The sequence below is a fragment of the Marinomonas posidonica IVIA-Po-181 genome, from assembly GCF_000214215.1.
GTDB classification, from domain to species: Bacteria; Pseudomonadota; Gammaproteobacteria; order Pseudomonadales; family Marinomonadaceae; genus Marinomonas; species Marinomonas posidonica.
The window spans coordinates 2,003,313-2,025,066 of sequence record NC_015559.1; the positions used below are offsets into that span (position 1 = coordinate 2,003,313).

Genomic DNA, 21,754 nt, shown 5'->3' on the forward strand with positions numbered 1-21,754 from the left:
CTTATGGTTAATTAAGTTAATCGGAGGCGATATGATCTAAAAAGCGTTTGGCTATCTCACTAAGATGATGTCGCATTTGAGTAAAACCTTCATCACCACCATAGTAAGGGTCATCAACTTCACCTAATGACACATGATCAGCAAATTCACCAAACATCACTAACTTAGCATGCGACGAAGTCGGCTGAAGCCGTTTTAAATGCTGATAATTCGCCTGATCCATTGCTAAGATCCAATCAAACGTTTGAAAATCGTCTTCGGTTACTTGGCGTGCTCGCTGACCGGTAATGTCGATACCCACTTGTTTCAGTGTGTCTATAGAACGGGAATCTGGCAGTTTGCCAATATGGTAAGCCGCCGTCCCAGCCGAATCCAGAGAAAGGTTAAGACCTTTAAGCTCAGCCTCATGCTGCAAAATACCTTGTGCCGCAGGTGAGCGACAGATATTGCCCAAGCAAACCGTGAGTACCCGTATTGACGTCATTTCGAAGAACCAGAATCCAAACGTTCATCTGCGGTTAAAGTACGCGCTTCGGTCTCCAATAAAACCGGAATGCCATCGCGAATTGGGTAAGCCATGCCGCCTATTTTACTGATTAATTCCGTGCCGTCTTTGCTCAAAGTCAAACCAGATTTGGTCACTGGGCAGACTAAAATATCTAATAATGATTTATTCATGAGTCACTTCTACTTTTATCGAATTAAGTTTGGCTAAAAAAGCCTTTTTAAAGTCATCTGGTAATTTCAGTGAAATAGGAAGATACCAGATGTCTGGATTGTTAAGCATTAAGGCCTGACATTTTACCGCGTCTTTTTCTGTCATGATAACGACTTTATCATCAGGAATGTCCGTCGCTTTAAACCCATGATGATCAGAAAACCACTGATATGTGCTGGTTGCTTCATTCAAGCCTTTCTCCATTAGGGTTTGTTTAAACCGTTGAGGATTGCCTATGCCTGCCATCACGTGCCATTCTTGGCCATCTGAAAAAGCCGTTTCACAAGCAAGCTGTCGTTTACCATCTAGTGAATACATATAATCAGAGGTTAAAGACATTATACGCACCGTTTGATTTATGCGCTGTAAAGAGGCAGTTTGCTGCTGCGCAATACTCACTATAAAGTCCACCTCATCGAGGCGACTTTTTGGCTCTCTTAAAGGCCCAACCGGTAATAATTGTTCATTGCCTAAGCCTCGCTGAGCATCAATCATGGCAATTTCAATATCGCGATCTAAGGCATAATGCTGCATACCATCGTCACTAATGATGACATCCAGCGCATGCTCTTCTAATAAAAATTCAATCGCTTGTTGGCGCTTAGGAAACACCACCATTGGACACAGTGTTCGGCGAGCCAGCATAACAGGTTCATCACCTACTATTTCTGCTAGACTATCTGCGGTCACCTTCTCCGGCTTGGACAATGTCACACCATGACCACGGGAAATGATGCCGACTTTGAATCCGCTTGATGTGAGTAATTCACACAAAGCGACCACCATAGGTGACTTACCTGTTCCACCAACGCTAATGTTACCAACCACCACTACAGGCACTGGTGCACGATAGCTTGGCGTTTTTCCTTGTAAATATCCTTGTCGTTTTTTCGCAACAAGATGGCGTACTAAAGGCTGAATGGGTTGAAACACATGGGTCCAGCCAAACTTTCGATACCAAGCACGTGTAAAACAAGACTCAATGGTCACGGATTAGGCTCTTTTTGTGCCGTATGAGCCAGTTTGCTGATGCCCAATTTAGCCGCCGCATCATACACTCTCAACACCATTTCATAAGATGACTGAGCATCGGCTGTGATGATCAAAGGTCGAGTATTATCCCCTTGTGTGACTTCCCTTAATCCTTGCACTAATGTCGCCACTTTTTCATTGATCAGGGTTTGGCCATTAATCACATATTGACCATCTGCTGTAATGACCAACTCAACGGTTTTATCTCTATCACTAGCCGGCGCATCTGAGGTGGCCGTTGGTAGATCAATGGTCAGTTCGGTACTTTGGTTAAAGGTGGTACTGACCATAAAAAAGATTAACAGCAAAAAAACCACATCGATTAACGGCGTCAGGTTAATTTGCACGTCATCTATTTTTTGACGGCGAAATTTCACTGGGCCACTCCTGCTTTTTCTCTATCACCATGAATGGCATCAACCAACTTGGTTGATTGTTGTTCCATGGTCACAACAAGCTCATCAATACGGCGGCTAAAGAAACGATGAAAAATCAATGCTGGAATGGCAACGCCTAAGCCTGCAGCCGTTGTCAGCAAGGCTTCTGAAATACCACCCGCTAATAAAGCCGTATTGCCCGCTCCATTTTCCATCAGTACGGCAAAGACCTTAATCATACCAACCACGGTTCCCAACAACCCCAATAAAGGCGAGATGGCAGCGATGGTTCCTAAGGTATTCATGAAACGTTCTAGTTCATGAATAACATGACTTGCAGCTTCTTGCACACTTTCTTTCATCGCACCGCGGCCATGCTTAGAAGACACTAAGCCTGCGGCAAAAATGGAAGCCAACCCCGTTTTCGACTGCATGCCACGAATATAATCTAGCGTCATTTTATCGTCCCGCAGACGCATCATCACATCGCTCAACAAACCTTTTGGTGCCACACTATTTTTTCGCAATGTCCAAAATCGTTCGAGAATGATGGCTAATGTTAAAATTGAACAAGCCAATAATGGCCACATAAAGAAACCACCAGTTTGAATAAAGCTTAGCAAGGTCACTCTCCATTTAAAGTTTGATGCTAATTTAACACACTCTCTAACTTTTCTGCACGCTTGCAAGTGTCAGATTTAAAGAGAAAAAATGAATATCGACAATGGCTATGCTTGAGTCTGATGCCATCATCACGAAAATAAAAAGACAACGACTCGGATTGTTCAATATTCAACCAATCAATCGAGAGTGCCGCGAGGATCACTTTATTAAAGTGATCCTCGTCATTGGCAAGAATAAGCCAATCTGGATTCACTTTTAACAAGGTTAACGGGGAAAATATATCGAGTTTATTCGGCGCCAACATAATAGAGGCTGTGTTGGTATTCTTGGTTAAGAAAGTATCCAGCATTAAACCTGTAGAAGACGGAAGCCAATCATTTACCCATTGCTCTTCGCCCTTCTCTAATAGCAACTTGCCTTGATGATTCCTCAACACCATATCAGCCTTAGGCTCAAAGATCAGTGAATTTGAGAACAACGACATCCAGATAATTAAAAGAGCTATTCCGCCCCGTTTCAAGGGAGTTTGAAACACCCAAAACAACAACCATAATAGCAAAAGAAGTTTAGGCAAGGTGGAAGTAACACGATCAAATGTCAGTAATGACCATTCAAATACAAGCCATTCCAGCAATGCAATGACATGAATTAACCCCCAATCCAAAACATAATAGACAAACTGGGTTTGCAACAATAAAGCCTCTAAGCAAGCCAGCATACCAACCGGAAACCACACTGTAGCGGCAAACGGTATCATAAATAGATTAACCGCAATGGACGCGATTGAAATGACATCCTGCCAACCTAGAATTAACACCATGGAGGCCGAGCTCAACATGACTTGAGTCGAGATCATTCGTCGCCACTGCCATTGCGTTAATGGATAAAACCCAATTAACAAATACACCATACTAAACGACAGCCATAACCCTGGGCTTAATACACTTCTAGGATTAACAAACAGTACCAGCCATAAGGTAAATCCAATTATTTGAAAGGCACTTAGCTTTACCATCAGCACTCGACTGAGCAGATACACACTGAGCATGATGGATGCTCTGACCACAGGTTCACCCCAATCAGTGATGAAGCCATAGGTAACCAATAAAGGCACCACCAAAGCACACTCTAATTGCCAACGAGTAAAACCGGCTAATAACAACTGGGCTGGTAACATCCACCAAACAAGTCGAGCTAATACGAAACCAATGACGGCCATAAACCCGGTATGTAACCCTGAGACCACAAATAAATGAGCAAGCCCCAAGGTTCTAATCATCCAAGTATCTCTTTGACTCCATAAATCATCCGCACCGAGTAACAAAGCTTTAGAAAAGCGCCATGATTCAAATGACTTAAACCTCTCATCCAGCTGATTCAATACGACCTGCCTGCCTCCTAGTGGCAATTGCTTCAGCCACTCATGTTGAACACTAAAGACCAGTTGAGCCGCTTGTCTTTCTATGTATAGATTTTTTAACCACCAAGGACCTTCTTTATCCGCTAAAGCATATCGAACCAATTTAACCGCTTGATAATGAGGGGGGATTTGAGTGGTTAACGAAAGTTCAAAATCATTAAACTCCATTACCCTTGAGTGGCTTAATGGTTGATCTGGTGGCACCTGAAATCTCACCCGAATCTGACTGGCCAACCTAATAGGATCAACCTGAGCCAAAGCCTTGTCCGTCAGCAGTATGACTTGTTTGTCCTCAAAGCCAACGAAATAAGCACTGTCTTTACTTAGGGTTACAGCAAGCTCGCCCTCCGTTTCAGAATTGATCACAGAGAAAAGTGAAATTATCGTTAAAAACAAAACTAATACGCGCTTTGTGTAGATTAGGTAGAGACAGAGAAAGGTGATATGAGTAGAATACAGCCACAAATAAGCACTCGGCACCAAAATGGCGCCCATCAAAGTGGACAAACTACTTAGTAACATAAGACCTCCATGTCTTAGATTGCTAAATGACTTTTAATCTGATTATGCCTAAGAATTATCTAAAGAAGTTCATCCCAGATCCAGAGAAGTTAAGAAAAAACAAAGCTCTCGCAATTCTGGGATCACAAATTTACGAAGCAAACTTATGGCATCTAAACCGTCGATCCGTTGCGCGTGCTTTTTTCAATGGCTTGTTTTGGGCTTTCATTCCCATGCCCTTTCAAATGCTGGCCGCCGCTTTATTGTCTGTCCCACTTAGAGCCAACATACCACTTTCTATTGCGCTTGTGTGGATCACCAATCCCATCACCATGCCTTTTGTATTTTATTTCAATTACAAAGTTGGCACTCTCATCCTAGGCACACATCACAATAAGGAGTTCAAACTCTCTGTTGAATGGATCTGGGATAAAATGGAGCATATCTGGCTACCCTTATATACAGGCTCTATCGTCTCAGGTTTGGTTGTCGGTGCAATCAGCTACATTGGCATTACCATCTTGTGGCGACTACATGTGGTTAAACGCTGGAAAGAACGCAAAATGCGCAAATAAGTCGCCAGTAATCCATTCAAAAAAAGACTCACTTTGAATTGGCTGACGTTTAAAATACGATGAATGATCCTAAAGAAACCATCATTTGATTTGCCTCAAATGATGGTTTCCAGATATATAAAGAGCGCTTTTCTACGGACTTCCTTGCCCACTCTTCCCCTTAGTAAGGTTTATCTTCTTTTATTTTAAAATAAGCAATACTTCTTACAGCAGTCCAAACAGAGCCTCTCTTGCGATGTTGATCGCTGCAACCGCATCCTGTTGTTTCTGTGCTTCTTTCAACCCATCCCAGTCCATTCTATCCAAAGCGCTATCAATATGTTTTAGAAAAGAAATGGCACTATTGGCTGCGGCAACACAATCCTCTCTGAAAGGAAATTGATCAAGCTGCCATACACCGTGCCAATTATTTTTTCTTAGTACGTAAAAAAATTCCATCAACTCAATAGGATGAACTGAGCCTGCAATCATATCGTCATCCCAGCTTCTCAGATTATCATTCACATCCATACCGAATAATCGGCCATAATCAATTGCCAGTTGTGCTGAGTCAGCCGGAGATTCTCCGCCATAAAGTGCATGTCCGAAATCCAGTAACACTCCAATGTTGGGTAAGTTAATTTTCTCCAACGCCAACAGAGTGCGAGTCATACTGTCATAACTCATATGGTTTCTTGGTTCTCGTGGTTTATATTCAACGACAAACTTTAAGTCTGGATTTTGCTTCGCAACATTTGTCAAACCCGCCATAGAGAGATGCCAGAGTTCGTGATGGTCAACTTGAAATGGATAGTCCCAACCATCTTGACCAGGCCAAAGTTTCACATACTCAGCCCCCAGCTCTCTTACCATGTCGGCTGCTTCATTGATCAAATCTTCAGCCAGTTTACGAACAGCAGGATCAGGATTCGTAAAAGCACCTTTGGAGAATTGACGAGTATAGATTTCAGGTGTGATACCGATGACACTTAGATTATTTTTCGTCAGAGCCGCTTTCACTTCTGCGACGGACACATTCCCCCCGGGGAAAGGGTAATTAATGTCGACCACAGAAAGATCGTCCACTTGACCGGCCAAATCAATCATTTCCAATAAAGATCGTTTAGGACCATAACCATCCGTCGCGTATCGATCTACGTAGGTTGCAAAGTGCCAAATCCCAGCACCGAATTTTAGATTACTAGACATACCCTACCTCATTGTTTTATTAATTTTATTTTTACAAGACAATGCATAGGAACCTCTCACTAGGACGTTTTGTCGCTTGGAGTAGATAATCACCATGGCGTCTAGTCTATTTATAAATCGATATGAATATTATGTCAACATGGAATAATTATTCATATCATACAATCTAAAGCAGAATCTTTGCCGCACCCTTGATGCCATAAATTCCTTTGATACAAAAAAGATAAGACTCAAACTGAGTACTAAAATCAGCCCTCATTTAAGGGAATATTGAAAGGTGTTAGTTCACATGTTTTGAATCAAGAAGAGGAAAATATTCACACCAATTTTAGTGACATTGGTGTGAATATGGAGATGACATTAACTGTCAGCTTTAATCTGGCTGAGCTTACCTTGAGAAAGTCGATAAGCTGAATCCATCCAATTTAGCATTTTTTCGTCATGAGTCACGATGAGAAACGCCATGTCGTATTTTGCTTTCAGCTCATTGATGAGATGTTGGACTTCCAATGAAGTGGTTTCATCAAGATTGCCTGTTGGTTCATCCATTAATACGCAAGCCGGACGATTGGCTAAGGCTCTCGCAATGGCAACACGTTGACGTTCACCACCCGATAGCTGTGAAGGCTTGTGATTCAATCGCTCCCCTAGCCCGACCTGAGTTAATAACTCGGTCCCTCTTTCTGTCGCTTCAGATTTATTCATGCCAGCAATCCACATTGGCATTAAGACATTTTCAAGAGCTGAGAATTCAGGCAGCAAATGGTGGAACTGGTACACAAAGCCCATTTCTTGATTGCGAATTTTGGCGCGCTTCGCATCACTAAGGCTAGACCAAGACACTTGTGTTAACTTTACGTCACCTGAACTGGCTAAATCCAACCCTGCAAGTAGATTTAACAAGGTGGTTTTCCCCGAACCGGAAGCGCCGACAATCGCACAGGCTTGACCTTTCTTTAGCGCAAAATCAATCGACTGAAACACCTCAACGATTTGTTTTCCATCTTGATATTGTTTCGATAGCGCTTGGCACTCTAATACTAGATCACTCATATCTTAGCGCCTCCGCTGGCTCCACTTTCGACGCTCGCCACGCTGGGTAAATCGTCGCCACAACCGTCATAATAAAAGCGGATGTGACAATCAATTCCACATCAGACCACTCCAATTGTGAAGGCAAATAATTGATAAAATAGACGTCGGCACTAAGGAACTGCACACCTAATAAAGTCTGTACAGCTGCAATGATATCGCTTACGTTCAATGCCAAACTCACACCAAGGATGACACCGATCAGCGTTCCTAACATACCAATAAACATACCTTGTACAATAAACACCCACATAACTTGAGTTGATGTCAGTCCCATTGTCCTTAAGATGGCAATGTCATTTCGTTTATCGGTCACCACCATGACTAAGGTAGAGACAATGTTAAACGCAGCGACGGCCACAATCAGCAGTAACAACAGGCCTATCATGGTCTTTTCCATCTTGATCGCTTGAAATAAATTTCCGTGGGTGCGCGTCCAATCGCTAACACGATTTTGACCCGGAACCGCTCTGGCGATGTCCCAAATTTCGGTTGGTGCCACAAAGAGATCATTAAAAGAGATGCGTAATGCTTCGACACTACCAGCTTGATAGCGTTTTAGCTTTGCCGCATCCGTTATGTTGATGTATGCCAAACTGCTGTCTAATTCCGCCCCAACTTCAAAGGTTCCCACTAAGGTAAAACGCTTTAATACAGGTGCTACGCCAGCAATGGAAACACTCGCTTTAGGGAGAATGGCCGTGACTTTGTCGCCAATAGAAACCCGCAGTTGCCTTGCTAACTGCGCTCCCAAGACAATACCAAAGCGTTGATCTTTGAGCGCATCAAGAGAGCCGGACGCCATGTTATCATCAATGATAGACACCTTCTTTTCCATATCAGGGTTAATGCCATTCAAAATGGCACCGTGGACACTGTCCCCCGATTGAAACATCACTTGTGCTTGAATATGAGGGGCAACGGCCACTACATTCGGCATTTTTTCAACTAGCTTAGCCGTTTCCTGCCAGTCATCCAAAATCGGATTACCCCACAGCGTTGCATGAGGAACCATCCCCAATATTCGCTCTCTGAGTTCACGATCAAAGCCATTCATAACCGATAGAACCGTGATCAGCACCATCACACCAAGCGCTAATCCGGCAATTGAAGAAAAGCTAATAAATGAAATGAAATGATTGGAACGCTTCGCCCTGGCGTAGCGTAACCCTATGGTAACTGGAAGGAAGTTAATCAAAATATACCCTTACATGGCAAAATGGAGGACTAAGCCTCCATCAATACAAATTGCCAAAACGAATTAAGCGTCAAAGTCGATGCCAATTCGTCGGCCAATGTCTTCGTACGACTCAATCACGTTACCTAAACCTTGACGGAAGCGATCTTTATCTAGTTTTTCTTTGGTGTCAGCATCCCATAGTCGGCAACCGTCTGGTGAAAATTCGTCGCCTAACACAACCTCACCTTTGAAAAGACCAAATTCCAACTTGTAATCCACCAGAATCATTCCGCCTTGAGCAAAGAGTTCTTTTAGGACGTGATTCACCTTATAAGTTAAGTCTTTCGCTTTGGCCAAATCGTCCGCTTTGGCCCAACCAAAAGATTCAACATGAGACTCGTTGATCATAGGATCGCCCAGTTCATCGTTCTTTAAAAATAATTCAAACGTAGGTGGTGTTAATGTCGTACCCTCTTCAACGCCCAAACGACGACATAGGCTACCAGCCGCCACATTACGAACCACACATTCTACTGGCATCATATCGAGGCATTTCACTAAGCACTCAGTGTCACTAAGCAATTTTTCGAAGTGCGTCGGAATACCTGCTTCTTGTAACTTGGTCATGATGAAAGCATTAAACTTGTTATTGACCATGCCTTTACGGTCTAACTGCTCAATTTTTTTACCATCAAAAGCTGAGGTATCATCACGAAATACTAGAACCATCTTGTCAGGATCATCTGTACGAAATACAGATTTTGCCTTACCTGCATATAGCTCTTGTCGTTTTTCCATTGGAGAGTCTCCGGTTTAATTACGAGGGGTTAATCTTAATTATTTTACAAATCGTTGTGCAATTCTAAAGGAAGCAATTTCTGGATTCTCAAGTGCAGAAACGTCTACCACTAAGAAATCACCCGCTTTTTGATGCGTTATTTGATAAGAATATTCCCTTTCCTGCCAACTAACATCGTCCAAATCACGACGATATACATTAAAGAGCTTCTGTTCTTGACCATCAGCACCTAATGGCAAAGTAAAATCAATAATGTCACCAACACGCGCCACTTTGTCAGCGGGTACTGGTGCCAATCGCTTTTCATCACCTGGCATTAAATACATTCCTGATGCTTTCAGTTTTGCCTCAAACTCAGCGTCAGATAAATTTTCACCTAGGTAAATAGCATACATGCCCTGATGATCAACCCAAACTGGGAAGGCGTCCACACCGTCTTTGCTATTCGAAAGATAAGCAGAAGATTGATTTAGTTGACGACCAAACGTCCCCCATAGACGAACCGCGACCGATTCGGCATCTGGATTCGTCATAGGCGATTGCCAATCAAGCGTTTGTTCATCATCCTGCTCAACCTCTCGGTATTGCAAGGTAACGGTGGTCGCACCTTCTAACTCATCAAACTGAAACGAGAAGGCGGTTTTCGCTGGATGTATTCGAGTAATATCGCTCCATAATGACGCCCACCAGCCCTGCGGATGGAAATCGAACGGAATCGACATGATGGTGTTTTCTGTTTGAGACGCCACAGACTGACCCGCGCCATGCAGAGCAGTTAGAAAATCGGCGACGATTTGTTTCGCGTCTGCCGCTTTAGTGTTCAGCCTATAGGTTACTGAGGTATCTTGCTCGGAAAACGCCACCTTATCCATAGGGTAATAAACAAACGGAGCACGAGGGGTTTCGAAAGGTTTTGGATCATTTAAATCAGCAATGTCGTTTTCGTTTGGAATAACCAAAGCATCTTTTGATTCTACCGAACCTGCAGGTACCTCTAAGGTAGGATGGCTACCAACTTCCTGCTGATAATCATTTGAATGATCGGTAAAAAAACTACTACAAGCAGTTAGGGTCAATGCCACACTTGTTGTACCAACAACTTGAATCAAACGTTTACTCATACTAATAACACTCCTGCTTCAACCATAGCCTGTCTTACCGCTGCATGATATTGCTCCGACAGTGGCGTCAAGGGCAAACGAATACCGTCATGACACAAACCAAGCTGACTGGCAGCCCATTTTACGGGAATTGGATTGGATTCTAAAAATAGCTTCTTATGCAAAGGCGAAACCGAGCGGTCCAAACTGTGAGCTTTTTCAGCCTCCCCAGCAATGGCATACTCAGCGGCTTGAGCAACCGCTTTAGGCGCCACATTGGCGGTAACAGAAATATTACCTTTCCCACCCAATAACATAAGCGCAACGGCGGTTGGATCATCACCTGAATAGACCGCAAAATCAGCCGGAACCGCTTCTAGCAAAGCCTGTCCACGCTCTAGGTCACCTGTGGCATCTTTGATTCCAACAATGTTGCTCACACTGGCTAGACGCAAAACGGTATCATTCTGCATGTCGCAACCTGTACGACCTGGCACGTTATAAAGAATTTGAGGGATGTTTACAGCTTCAGCAATGGCTTTAAAATGCTGATAAAGGCCTTCTTGTGTTGGCTTATTGTAGTAAGGCGTGACTAACAAACAAGCATCCGCGCCCGCCTCTTTTGCTCTCGTGGTAAGATCAATGGCTTCATGCGTTGAATTAGCCCCTGTACCGGCAATGACATGAACTCGGCCATTTACTTTTTTCACCACCTGACGAACCACATTCGCATGCTCTTCATGGGTTAAAGTAGATGACTCTCCTGTCGTGCCAACAGCAACAATACCGTGAGTTCCTTCATTGATATGAAACTCAATTAGATCATCTAACTTCTCAGTGTCTACAGCGCCATCGGGTAACATGGGGGTGATAAGCGCAACTAAACTACCTGTGATCATTTTTGAGTCTCCGATAAAATTATAAGCGCGCCTATAGTAACGCCCAGACACAGGTTTAACAATAATTGACGGTTGTAAAGCCTATGTAATTTTCGCTTATCGAGGTTTGCGCAAGATTTTTTCACTTTGACTTGTTAAGCTAATAATATATCTATCATTTTTCACACTATTAAGAGAAATATTATGACCATTAAAGTAGGACAAGTCGCCCCTGATTTTTCGGCTAATGATCAAAACGGTGAAACCATCACCCTAAGCCAATTTAAAGGTAAAAAAGTGGTGTTGTATTTCTATCCAAAAGACAACACACCTGGCTGTACCGCACAAGCTTGTGATCTTAGAGACAACTATCAAGCATTACTAGATCAAGGCTATATTGTATTGGGAATCAGCCCAGACACAGAGAAAAAACATCAGAATTTCATCACCAAATACGAACTGCCTTTTCCATTAATAGCGGATACGGAAAAAGAAGTTCATGAGCTTTATGGTACTTGGCAACTTAAAAAATTCATGGGCAAAGAATACATGGGAACGGTACGTACGACCTTCATCATTGACGAAAACGGTGTTATCGAAGAGATTATTGCCAAGGTCAAAACTAAGGCGCATGCAGAACAAATCTTAAAATAACCTCATCCTCGACAACAAAAACGCCCCTGACTATCGTTAGCCAAGGGCGTTTCCTTATTATCTATATGCCGCCGCGAATATGTTGGCGTACATTGGTCTGATAAAAGTCTTTTAGCATAGTATGAAGCTCGTCATTCAAAACGGGCAAATCTGATGCCTGTGCATTTCGTATCACCTGACTTGGCTGACTTGCGCCTGCAATAATAGTTGATACTTGTGGTTGATCCAATATCCAACGCAGCGCCACATCCAGTACATTATGGTTAGACGTCAGTCTCGCCTTCAATTCGTCAATCAGGACCACACCTGTCTCAAATGGAATGCCGTTAAAGGTTTCACCCACGTGAAATGCTGCTCCATCCTTGTTATAGGAACGATGATCCTGCTCATTAAATTGATACCCATGATGCATTTTTCCTGATAACAAGCCACTGGCTAAGGGCAATCGAACAATTACACCAATGTTTTGCTGCTCAACCAATGGAAAGACCTCTTCCACGGCATCTTGGCGAAAGATATTAAACAGCATCTGCAAACTGACCAACTTATCACTTTGACAACAGAACCTTGCTTCATCAAGCATTTCCACACTGGCACCAAAATGCTCAATAACACCTTCTTGCTGCAAGTCTTCCATCCAAGCCAAAATGTCTCCCGCAAACAATACCTCTCTTGGCACACAATGCAGTTGTGCAAGATTAATAATCTCGACTCCTAGACGTTTAGCAGAGGCTTGTAGGCTTTGTTTGATTTTCTCTTTAGTGTATCCGTCCGGATAAAGAGCCGCATCTCGACCCACTTTCGTCGCTATCTTTGGTGCCAGTGTCGAGGAGGCTAACCAACGCCCTATTCGCTCTTCGCTCAGCCCTGCACCATATACATCGGCTGTATCAAAAAAGCTAATGCCTTGTTCTGAGGCAGCATCTAATACAGCGATTGCTTGCTTGTCTTCTACCGGCCCAAAATCATTGCCCAATTGCCAACATCCCAAACCTATCTCTGAGATCGACCAACCAGTTTTACCCAATATTCTTGTTTTCATCTGATATCCTTATTATTTGTTTTATACCAGCATTTATTGCCATTACCCTAGCAATTATCGATTGTCACATCCTCTCTCCACTAAGACAGTTTGATGCCTGCTAGCATTACGATGACACCGACCCTCACATTATTGATCACTCTACTCGGCTTTGCATTAAGGAAACACATCGATTATTTAAAAATCGCCACAACTTATAAACTTAGTCACCAACATTGCGATTTCGGTCTGATGATTATCTTCCATAGTATTAGTGGACTTCTTGATCTTATTTTCACAACCTATGGCAGGAGTCGTTTAATCTCAACAGTCTAAAACCAAAAAAACCACGCTCAGGGCGTGGTTTTTTTTAAGATGTAGCTCTTTTTATTGGCGCGTAAGCCTATCATTCCCTAAGACTAAGCCCTGTACCGTTGAGCGATAAGGATTTATGTCCAGACCTCCTCGACGTACGTACCTTGCATACACAGTCAAAAACTCTGGCTGACAATGACGCATAATATCGATAAAAATGCGCTCGACACATTGCTCATGAAAATCCGTGTGCTCACGGAAAGAAACAATGTACTTCAACAAACTTTCATGATGAATTTTAGGCCCGCGATAATCAATAAAGACCGATCCCCAATCAGGTTGATTAGTGACAGGGCAATTTGATTTTAGCAAATGACTGACTAGGCGCTCTTCTACCTGTCCTGCCTCTTTCTCTACTCGCAACAAGTCACTATTAGGATGATAGTCTTCAATTGTCACCTCTAATTCGTCAATACAATAGTCCGGCGTCAATACCACCAAGGAAGACATGGAATCCAGTTCACGAATGACCACACTCACCCTTGCCCCCGCAGCGGCAGACAAGTCTTTTTCCAAAATTTCTTGTACCTGATCGCGACTCTCATAACGCATTTGATTTAGCGAGTTAAGGTATAATTTGAACGACTTTGACTCAATAATATTGGGAGACTCACATGGCAATCGAAATTCCGCCATAGCGACCACGGGCTTCCCCTTCAAGTCTAACCAAGACAACTCATATGCATTCCAAACATCTTCCCCATAAAAGGGTAATCGTTCAGACGCAATTCCCATATCTGTCCATTTATCAACCCGTCCAATGGGATAAAGCAACCCTGCATCGTACTCAGAAACATACTCCGTTTGCTGACCCAAGGGTAAAAAGCCCATAACTTACCTCAATTTCGAATGCCTTTGCCCTGATTGAGCAAACGCAAACCGTACCAAAACAAAACCACAATAAACACACTCACCATGACTAGAGCCCAATAAATATTAATATCAGAGACCCCTAAAATTCCGTAACGGAATGCGTTCACCATATAAAGAACCGGATTCAATAAAGACACCGACTGCCAAAAGTCAGACAGCAAATCAATCGAATAGAACACCCCACCCAAATAGGTTAAAGGGGTAAGAATGAAAGTGGGAACAATGGAAACATCATCGAAACTACGAGCATAGATCGCATTCACAAAGCCGCCAAGTGAAAACATGACAGCCGTTAAGCAAACCACCAACACAGTTAAAAACAAGTTCTCTAGTGCTAAATGAGTAAAGAACAACGACAAAATCGTTACGATAAAGCCCACAAATAAGCCGCGCGCCACGCCTCCCAAGACATACCCTAATAAAATGACCCAATTAGGTGTTGGTGAAACAAGCAGCTCTTGAATACTAAGCTGAAATTTCGCTGAAAAGAAGGAAGACGATACATTTGAATAGGAGTTGGTAATCACCGACATCATAATCAAGCCCGGCACAATGTACTGCATGTAACTAAAGCCACCCATTTCACCAATACGGTCACCAATCAAGTTACCAAAAATAGCAAAATACAGGGTCATTGTAATGGCTGGCGGCAACAAAGTTTGAGGCCAAATGCGAGTAAAACGGCGAATCTCTCGAACCAAAATGGTATAGAACGCAATCCAAATTTCTGAGTTTTTCATCTGCTTAGCCTTTAATCAATTTAACAAACAGCTCTTCCAAACGATTCGACTTATTGCGCATGCTGACCACATTCACATTCGCCTGATCCAAAGCACTGAATATACGGTTTATCGATTGTCCTTTTACGACCTCTACTTCCAAGCTACTACCGTCATGATTCAAAACAACATGAAAGTCATCAACCGACCAGTCTAATGGCAAGGCTTGATCTAAATCTAAAATGAATGTTTCCTGGTTAAGGGTCTTCAATAAGGCTTTAATACTGGTGTTTTCGACGATTTCGCCTGCGTTGATGATGGCGATATTGCGGCATAACTGCTCCGCTTCTTCGAGATAATGAGTCGTCAAGATAATGGTCGTGCCATTTTCGTTGAGACCTTTAATGAACTCCCACATTGAACGACGCAGTTCGATGTCTACACCCGCCGTTGGCTCATCCAAAATTAACACTTCTGGCTCATGAATTAACGCTCTTGCTATCATTAAACGACGCTTCATGCCGCCAGACAACATACGAGATTGAACGTCTTTCTTATCCCATAGATCCAGCTCTTTGAGGTATTTTTCAGCGCGCTTCGCTGCGATCTCCTTATCTATGCCATAAAAACCCGCTTGAGTCACAACCACATTAAAGACAGTCTCAAAAACATTAAAATTAAATTCTTGTGGCACGACCCCTAAATACTGTTTTGCTTTAGCAAAATTTTTATCAATATCTTCACCAAAAATCGCCACCTTACCTGAAGACTTATTGACTAAGGAACACAAAATTCCAATGGTGGTAGACTTACCTGCTCCGTTTGGGCCCAGTAGCGCAAAGAAATCCCCCTTCTCTACGGTTAGGTTTACGCCTTTTAATGCCTCAAAACCACTTTCATAACGCTTTTTGAGGTCACTAATTTCGATCGCATATGTCATAATTACCGCTCTCGTACGGCATCAGCCGACTCAATAGTTACTAATTAAATAGGGTTTTACGTGGAATCACGCACACAATACATACTGAGCGCCTTTGCAGACTTACGTCAGCGAATTGCCGAACATGATCCTTTTAACTCAACAGATCTGGCAGAAGAAGAAATTGATTTTCTTGAAAAGTGGGATCAACTAACAGCTCGCATTGAATCAAATGCCCCTGACTACACATTTGATGCTCAAGAAGTATTGTCACGCTTTATTCGCTGCTACCCAAACCTAGTCCCCCTGATTAAACGGGAGTTACTTTGGTTTATGGGTGGAGAATGCCTGCATTTCTTGGGTGATGAAGAAATCAATTTTTACCAACAGCTTGAAGATCAATTATACGAATTAGATCGCCAAAAAATTGACTATAATTTGCAAGATGAAATTAACAAGCTAAGAAATACCCCTAAAAACCTGCATTAAAACAGTGGTTGGGCGGCCTAGACCGCCCAACTGAACCTATACCTTTTTAAACACCAAGGTACCGTTGGTCCCACCAAAGCCAAACGAATTATTCAACACCACATCAATCTTACGCTTCTGAGGTGTAATCGGTACATAATTCAAATCACAGCCATCGCCTACTTCTTCCAAATTAATGGTTGGCGGCGCCACTTGATCACGAATTGCCAAAATTGAAAAAATGGATTCGACAGCACCTGATGCCCCTAGCAAATGCCCAATCATAGACTTAGTTGAGCTAATCGCCACATCGGAAGCGTCTTCCCCCATTACCGATTTAACCGCTTGGGTTTCGGCTAGGTCACCCGCCAAAGTAGATGTACCATGGGCATTAATGTAATCAATTTCCATTGCCGCAACACCAGCGTCCTTGAGAGCGGCCGTCATGGCAGAAGCGGCACCTTCTCCACCTTCCGGCGGCGCTGTCATATGATGCGCATCGTCACTCATACCGAACCCTGCCAGTTCTGCATAAATGGTCGCACCGCGTGCGACGGCGTGTTCATACTCTTCCAATACAAGAATGCCGGAACCGTCTCCCATAACGAAACCATCACGATCTTTGTCCCAAGGACGACTCGCGGTTTTAGGATCATCATTACGGGTTGATAAGGCCCTCGCTGCCCCGAAGCCCCCGATTCCTAATGGAGTAATCGCCATTTCAGCACCCCCCGCAATCATGACATCAGCATCACCATAAGCAATCATTCGACCAGCCATGCCGATATTATGAGTGCCTGTAGTGCACGCTGTCACAATTGAAATATTCGGTCCTTTAAAGCCAAAACGTATCGCTACGTGGCCAGAAATCATATTAATAATCGCGCCTGGAACAAAAAAAGGCGAAATACGTTTAGGGCCGGATTCATTCAATAGCTCTAGATTTTTTTCAATCATTGGCAAACCACCAATGCCCGAACCTATTGCACAACCAACACGAGCCAGATCCACTGTCTCATCACGAATGTCGGCATCCTCCAGCGCTTGAACAGCAGCGGCGATACCATATTGAATAAAAAGATCCATTTTGCGTGCTTCTTTAACGCTCATATATTGAGTCGCATCAAAATCACTTACTTGAGCCGCAAAACGCGTGGAGAACTGATTAGTATCGAAAGAGGTAATGTCAGACACACCACTTTTACCTTCTAATATATTATCCCACGTATCTTTCACATTATTGCCAAGGGGTGTCACCATTCCCATACCAGTGACTACAACCCGACGACGAGACATAAGATTCCTCCAGAAATCCATCACCACAACCTGAGATGGCTATTAATAAGAAAAGCCGCTGTAGCGAATACAAGCGGCTTTTCGGGAAACTCAGTTCACTAATAAATTACAAGTTAGCGTTGATGTAGTCGTTCGCTGCTTGTACTGTAGTGATTTTTTCAGCTTCTTCATCAGGAATTTCAGTATCAAATTCCTCTTCAAGAGCCATAACCAACTCAACTGTGTCTAGGGAATCTGCACCTAGGTCATCAACAAAAGATGCTGAAGCGACAACCTCTTCCTCTTTAACACCTAGTTGTTCGCAAACAATTTTCTTAACGCGTTCTTCAATGCTACTCATTAGAAGTTCCTACTCTACTCATTAACAGCTCATTGTGAGCATATTATAATATTCAATCGCCTTACGGCATGATTCTCAACATGAACCGGAGACATATTTTCGTTGAATTAAAATTAAAATTCAACTCAAATTACGACATATACATGCCACCGTTGACATGCAAGGTCTCACCGGTGATGTAAGCAGCGCCTTGCGACGCCAAAAATGCGACAGCTGCCGCAATTTCTTCAGGTTGACCAAGGCGAGCGGAAGGCACTTTTTCCACCAATTTGGCTTTGTGCTCTTCTGGTAACACCTTAGTCATATCTGTTTCAATAAAGCCTGGGGCAACACAGTTAATTGTAATGCCTCGAGAAGCGATTTCAGCAGCCAAAGAACGGCTAAATCCTTCAAGACCCGCTTTCGCTGCAGAATAGTTGGTTTGACCGCCATTCCCCATTGAACCAACCACTGAACTGATGCTAATAACACGGCCAAATTTCGCCTTTGTCATGCCTCGTAAGCAAGCTTTAGTGACACGGAAGACTGATGTCAGGTTAGTGTTTACCACTTGCTCCCATTCATCTTCTTTCATGCGCATCATTAGGTTATCACGGGTAATACCAGCGTTATTCACCAAAATAGTTGGTGCACCAAATTCAGCCGTAATTTCTTTTACAACGGTATCAACTGAGTCACTGGATGAAACATCCAATACCCAACCCTTGCCATTCTCACCCAGGTATTCGCTAATGCTTTGCGCACCTGACTCACTAGTGGCTGTTCCTATTACTGTTGCACCCTGTTCAGCAAGTACAGTGGCGATGGCTTTACCAATGCCACGTGTCGCTCCTGTCACTAGGGCAATTTTTCCTTCAAGACTCATGCCTGTCTCCAATATTTCACAAATAAGACTGAATGCTTATCCAGCCAAAGTTGATTCAAAGCCAGCCAAGTCTCCAATAGAAGACGATGCTAAACCTTTGACAATTCGCTTATTCAATCCACTTAACACTTTGCCAGGGCCACACTCAATCGTCGTGACCACACCCAACTCAGATAGCAGTAAAACAGACTGTGTCCACAATACTGGCTCGCTAAGTTGTGCGACTAAGTTTGCCTTAATCACTTGCGGATCAGAAACCGCCTGCCCTGTCACATTCTGCACCAAGGTGCAGGTTGGCTCTTTAAATTCAATAGAATTTAACTTAACCGCTAGTTTTTCACCAGCCGGAATCATTAATTCACAATGCGATGGTACGCTAACAGGCAAAGGCAAAGCACGTTTTGCACCCGCTTCTTTCGCATTTTCCATCGCCGCTTCAACTGCCGCAACATGACCCGCAATCACCACCTGACCTGGTGAGTTGAAATTTACGGCACTAACAATACCATCTGCTGCCTCACATGCCGCAACGACTTTATCATCATCTAAACCAATGATCGCCGCCATCGCACCTTCACCAGCTGGTACTGCTTGCTGCATGTATTCACCCCGAAGCTTAACCAAAGCAACAGCATCCGCAAAGGCCATAACGCCTGAACAAACTAATGCAGAATATTCACCAAGACTATGGCCTGCAACATAAGCTGGCTGATCACCACCCTGTTGCTCCCATAAACGCCATAGAGCAACACTTGCCGTAAGAAGTGCGGGTTGAGTTTTATCGGTTTGACTGAGTTTCTCGGCATCATTTTGAACAAGATCCCACAGATCGTAGCTAAGTACTTCAGACGCTTCAGCAAACGTTTGCTGAATAATTTCGTGCTTTTCAGCCAAATCAGCCAACATTCCCAATTGCTGAGAACCTTGTCCTGGAAAAACAAACGCTGTTGTTGTGCTCATCACATCTCCTCTTTACTAAGTCGCGATTCAATGGCTTTACTTAAATTAGCCCGCGCAATATCCATTCCATATTCAATCGCCCCAATCATAGCAGGCAGATCAGAGCGACCATGACCTTTTACCAAATTGCCACGCACACCCACTAAGCAAGCACCATGGCGGCGTTCAGTTTGGTAAAAAGTCTCAAAAACAGGTGCCACCTGCTTTGAATCACCAAATTTATTCATTAAAAAAGACAACAAACCTTCCGAGGCTTTTAGAACCGCATTGCCGACCATGCCATCACAAACAATGACATTTTTTTCACCTTCAAATAAATCCGTCCCTTCAGCATACCCTAAATAATTAGGCCAACTTTTATCAATTAAAAGGCTATCCGCCTCTTTTATTACCACACTGCCCTTTGAACTCTCCACACCAACATTGAGCAAACCGACATTGGGCGTTTCATTGCTTAACGCCTCGACATAAGCAGCCCCTAATTCAGCAAACCCAACCAACATAGAAGCAGGGCAATGCACATTCGCACCTAGATCCACCAAACACCTAAGCGGATTTGAATACAGTTCACGAATCAAAGCTGGGTACAATTTAGGCCGAATAACACCTAGCAAATGCCTTGCTAAAGCCACCATAACACCTGTATTTCCAAGCGTTACCACCACATCAGCAGAACCCGATGACAGAGCACGAATGGATTGGTAGAGAGACGTATTGTGTCGGCGAAATAAGGATAAAACAATTTCTTCATCCGCTTTGATCACATCGCTACAAGCGATCAATGATAAGCGTTCATGATGTGAAGGCAGATCAAGCCCATCAACAGGAGTGTAATAGAGAGTAATAGCAACCTCTGGATATTGAGCCAATATCGAGACTGCACCCTCAAAAGCAATGCGGGGACCTAAGTCCCCGCCCATAGCGTCTAAAGCTACCCTGATCATGGGTATCTTAGTTACTCACCTTTAGGGGCGATAACTTGACGGCCACGGTAAAAGCCGTCTGCAGAAATGTGGTGACGACGGTGAAGTTCACCTGTTGTCTTTTCTACAGATAGTGTTGCGCTAGTCAAAGCATCGTGTGAACGACGCTGGCCGCGACGTGAACGAGTTACTTTACTTTTTTGTACTGCCATTTTTGGAGCTCCTAACTTTACTTAGCCTTTAATTGGGCCAATATACTAAATGGATTCGGTTTTTCGTCATCCGCTGCGTCATCGGTAGACGATGCATACTTTTGAGCTGTTGGGTTGCAACCACTTTCTTCGTGATAAGCGACTATAGGTAAAGCGAGTATAATTTCTTGCTCAACCATGTCTGCTAAAATTACTTCACCATCGGTCATGACAACAGGATCGTAATTGTTTGGAAGATTCTTAGCATGATCTTCGTCGTAGACGAACCCCAATGCAAGATCGACCTCCAAATCATGATCAACCGCCCCCATACAACGCTGACAAACAACTTGCACGTTTGCAGTTAATGATCCGGTAGCAATATATCGCCTATCCTCATCAACTCTAAAGTCTAAATGTATAAATGCATTACCCTCATCAGAGGCTAAAATAGCACACAGCTCCTCAAATTGATTAAGGGGCATGTTCCCTTCAAATGCCAACTCATTGTTTGCATATTTACGAGGGTCAAAATATTTAGGTAATGTGTCATTTAACATGGCGGCAAATGATATTGCCAAGGGGCGCCATTGTCAAAGTCTAAGTACACTTTAAACGCTTTTTTTCACTTTATTTTGAAACAGATAGGCAAAAAAAAGTAAAATC

General features: G+C 43.3%; 26 protein-coding genes. 3 read left to right on the forward strand and 23 right to left on the reverse strand.

Annotation, left to right across the window (positions count from 1 at the left end; genetic code table 11):
* Window positions 1–16: 16 nt before the first annotated feature.
* Genes MAR181_RS09370 through MAR181_RS09395 form a run of 6 tightly spaced genes read right to left on the reverse strand, consistent with a single transcriptional unit; the run spans window position 17 to window position 4,693 of the window.
* The gene (locus MAR181_RS09370) at window positions 17–484 is read right to left on the reverse strand and encodes a low molecular weight protein-tyrosine-phosphatase (protein ID WP_013796347.1); all 468 of its coding nucleotides are present in this window, start codon (window positions 482–484) and stop codon (window positions 17–19) included.
* Entirely contained in the window at window positions 481–678 is a 198-nt protein-coding gene (locus MAR181_RS09375) for a Trm112 family protein (protein WP_013796348.1), read from the reverse strand. The genes MAR181_RS09370 and MAR181_RS09375 overlap by 4 nt, the downstream gene beginning before the upstream one ends.
* The gene (gene lpxK, locus MAR181_RS09380) at window positions 671–1,708 is read right to left on the reverse strand and encodes a tetraacyldisaccharide 4'-kinase (RefSeq protein WP_013796349.1); all 1,038 of its coding nucleotides are present in this window, start codon (window positions 1,706–1,708) and stop codon (window positions 671–673) included. Before lpxK ends, MAR181_RS09375 begins: the two co-directional genes overlap by 8 nt.
* Window positions 1,705–2,127: an ExbD/TolR family protein gene (locus MAR181_RS09385; protein ID WP_013796350.1), complete on the reverse strand. Its 423-nt coding sequence runs from the start codon at window positions 2,125–2,127 to the stop codon at window positions 1,705–1,707. Before MAR181_RS09385 ends, lpxK begins: the two co-directional genes overlap by 4 nt.
* Window positions 2,124–2,750 (reverse strand): MotA/TolQ/ExbB proton channel family protein, encoded by a 627-nt coding sequence (locus MAR181_RS09390; protein ID WP_013796351.1) that lies wholly within the window; start codon window positions 2,748–2,750, stop codon window positions 2,124–2,126. Before MAR181_RS09390 ends, MAR181_RS09385 begins: the two co-directional genes overlap by 4 nt.
* Before the next feature lie 26 nt (window positions 2,751–2,776).
* Entirely contained in the window at window positions 2,777–4,693 is a 1,917-nt protein-coding gene (locus tag MAR181_RS09395) for a ComEC/Rec2 family competence protein (protein WP_013796352.1), read from the reverse strand.
* Window positions 4,694–4,719: 26 nt separating this feature from the next.
* Here MAR181_RS09395 and MAR181_RS09400 point away from each other — a divergent pair, with 26 nt between their 5' ends.
* Window positions 4,720–5,247, forward strand: coding sequence for a DUF2062 domain-containing protein (locus MAR181_RS09400; RefSeq protein ID WP_013796353.1), 528 nt, complete (start codon window positions 4,720–4,722; stop codon window positions 5,245–5,247).
* A 204-nt stretch (window positions 5,248–5,451) separates the two neighbouring features.
* On the opposite strand, the gene MAR181_RS09405 is transcribed toward MAR181_RS09400, so the two are convergent.
* The 6 genes from MAR181_RS09405 to dapA all read right to left on the reverse strand — a co-directional run bounded on the left by MAR181_RS09405 (window position 5,452) and on the right by dapA (window position 11,505).
* Complete coding sequence (locus tag MAR181_RS09405; protein ID WP_013796354.1) at window positions 5,452–6,435, reverse strand: sugar phosphate isomerase/epimerase family protein; 984 nt, start codon at window positions 6,433–6,435, stop codon at window positions 5,452–5,454.
* Window positions 6,436–6,795: 360 nt separating this feature from the next.
* Window positions 6,796–7,488, reverse strand: coding sequence for an ABC transporter ATP-binding protein (locus MAR181_RS09410; protein WP_013796355.1), 693 nt, complete (start codon window positions 7,486–7,488; stop codon window positions 6,796–6,798).
* On the reverse strand, window positions 7,481–8,725 hold the full coding sequence (locus MAR181_RS09415; protein WP_013796356.1) for a lipoprotein-releasing ABC transporter permease subunit: 1,245 nt from the start codon (window positions 8,723–8,725) through the stop codon (window positions 7,481–7,483). The genes MAR181_RS09410 and MAR181_RS09415 overlap by 8 nt, the downstream gene beginning before the upstream one ends.
* Window positions 8,726–8,788: 63 nt before the next feature.
* Window positions 8,789–9,505 (reverse strand): phosphoribosylaminoimidazolesuccinocarboxamide synthase, encoded by a 717-nt coding sequence (gene purC / locus MAR181_RS09420; RefSeq protein ID WP_013796357.1) that lies wholly within the window; start codon window positions 9,503–9,505, stop codon window positions 8,789–8,791.
* 39 nt (window positions 9,506–9,544) lie between these two features.
* Window positions 9,545–10,627, reverse strand: coding sequence for a hypothetical protein (locus MAR181_RS09425; protein WP_013796358.1), 1,083 nt, complete (start codon window positions 10,625–10,627; stop codon window positions 9,545–9,547).
* Window positions 10,624–11,505 (reverse strand): 4-hydroxy-tetrahydrodipicolinate synthase, encoded by an 882-nt coding sequence (gene dapA / locus MAR181_RS09430; protein ID WP_013796359.1) that lies wholly within the window; start codon window positions 11,503–11,505, stop codon window positions 10,624–10,626. Before dapA ends, MAR181_RS09425 begins: the two co-directional genes overlap by 4 nt.
* A gap of 183 nt (window positions 11,506–11,688) precedes the next feature.
* On the opposite strand from dapA, the gene bcp reads away from it, so the two are divergent.
* On the forward strand, window positions 11,689–12,138 hold the full coding sequence (gene bcp / locus MAR181_RS09435; protein WP_013796360.1) for a thioredoxin-dependent thiol peroxidase: 450 nt from the start codon (window positions 11,689–11,691) through the stop codon (window positions 12,136–12,138).
* 61 nt (window positions 12,139–12,199) lie between these two features.
* Here bcp and MAR181_RS09440 read toward each other — a convergent pair whose 3' ends face one another.
* The 4 genes from MAR181_RS09440 to MAR181_RS09455 form a co-directional block, all read right to left on the reverse strand.
* Entirely contained in the window at window positions 12,200–13,180 is a 981-nt protein-coding gene (locus MAR181_RS09440) for an aldo/keto reductase (protein ID WP_013796361.1), read from the reverse strand.
* Window positions 13,181–13,546: 366 nt separating this feature from the next.
* Window positions 13,547–14,365, reverse strand: a complete 819-nt coding sequence (queF, locus tag MAR181_RS09445; RefSeq protein ID WP_013796362.1) for an NADPH-dependent 7-cyano-7-deazaguanine reductase QueF — start codon at window positions 14,363–14,365, stop codon at window positions 13,547–13,549.
* A gap of 8 nt (window positions 14,366–14,373) precedes the next feature.
* The gene (locus tag MAR181_RS09450; protein WP_013796363.1) at window positions 14,374–15,147 is read right to left on the reverse strand and encodes an ABC transporter permease; all 774 of its coding nucleotides are present in this window, start codon (window positions 15,145–15,147) and stop codon (window positions 14,374–14,376) included.
* A 4-nt stretch (window positions 15,148–15,151) separates the two neighbouring features.
* Window positions 15,152–16,066, reverse strand: a complete 915-nt coding sequence (locus MAR181_RS09455; protein WP_013796364.1) for an ABC transporter ATP-binding protein — start codon at window positions 16,064–16,066, stop codon at window positions 15,152–15,154.
* A gap of 60 nt (window positions 16,067–16,126) precedes the next feature.
* Between MAR181_RS09455 and MAR181_RS09460 the strand changes: the two genes are divergently transcribed.
* On the forward strand, window positions 16,127–16,534 hold the full coding sequence (locus MAR181_RS09460; RefSeq protein WP_013796365.1) for a PA2817 family protein: 408 nt from the start codon (window positions 16,127–16,129) through the stop codon (window positions 16,532–16,534).
* A 36-nt stretch (window positions 16,535–16,570) separates the two neighbouring features.
* Here MAR181_RS09460 and fabF read toward each other — a convergent pair whose 3' ends face one another.
* The 7 genes from fabF to MAR181_RS09495 form a co-directional block, all read right to left on the reverse strand.
* Entirely contained in the window at window positions 16,571–17,809 is a 1,239-nt protein-coding gene (gene fabF, locus MAR181_RS09465) for a beta-ketoacyl-ACP synthase II (protein WP_013796366.1), read from the reverse strand.
* A 106-nt stretch (window positions 17,810–17,915) separates the two neighbouring features.
* The gene (gene acpP, locus MAR181_RS09470) at window positions 17,916–18,149 is read right to left on the reverse strand and encodes an acyl carrier protein (RefSeq protein ID WP_013796367.1); all 234 of its coding nucleotides are present in this window, start codon (window positions 18,147–18,149) and stop codon (window positions 17,916–17,918) included.
* 130 nt (window positions 18,150–18,279) lie between these two features.
* Window positions 18,280–19,014, reverse strand: a complete 735-nt coding sequence (gene fabG / locus MAR181_RS09475; RefSeq protein WP_013796368.1) for a 3-oxoacyl-ACP reductase FabG — start codon at window positions 19,012–19,014, stop codon at window positions 18,280–18,282.
* A gap of 36 nt (window positions 19,015–19,050) precedes the next feature.
* Window positions 19,051–19,974 (reverse strand): ACP S-malonyltransferase, encoded by a 924-nt coding sequence (gene fabD / locus MAR181_RS09480; protein ID WP_013796369.1) that lies wholly within the window; start codon window positions 19,972–19,974, stop codon window positions 19,051–19,053.
* The gene (locus MAR181_RS09485; protein WP_013796370.1) at window positions 19,974–20,918 is read right to left on the reverse strand and encodes a fatty acid synthesis protein; all 945 of its coding nucleotides are present in this window, start codon (window positions 20,916–20,918) and stop codon (window positions 19,974–19,976) included. The genes fabD and MAR181_RS09485 overlap by 1 nt, the downstream gene beginning before the upstream one ends.
* Window positions 20,919–20,929: 11 nt before the next feature.
* Window positions 20,930–21,109 (reverse strand): 50S ribosomal protein L32, encoded by a 180-nt coding sequence (rpmF, locus tag MAR181_RS09490; RefSeq protein WP_013796371.1) that lies wholly within the window; start codon window positions 21,107–21,109, stop codon window positions 20,930–20,932.
* 17 nt (window positions 21,110–21,126) lie between these two features.
* Window positions 21,127–21,669 (reverse strand): YceD family protein, encoded by a 543-nt coding sequence (locus MAR181_RS09495; protein ID WP_245546142.1) that lies wholly within the window; start codon window positions 21,667–21,669, stop codon window positions 21,127–21,129.
* Between the last annotated feature and the right edge of the window lie 85 nt (window positions 21,670–21,754).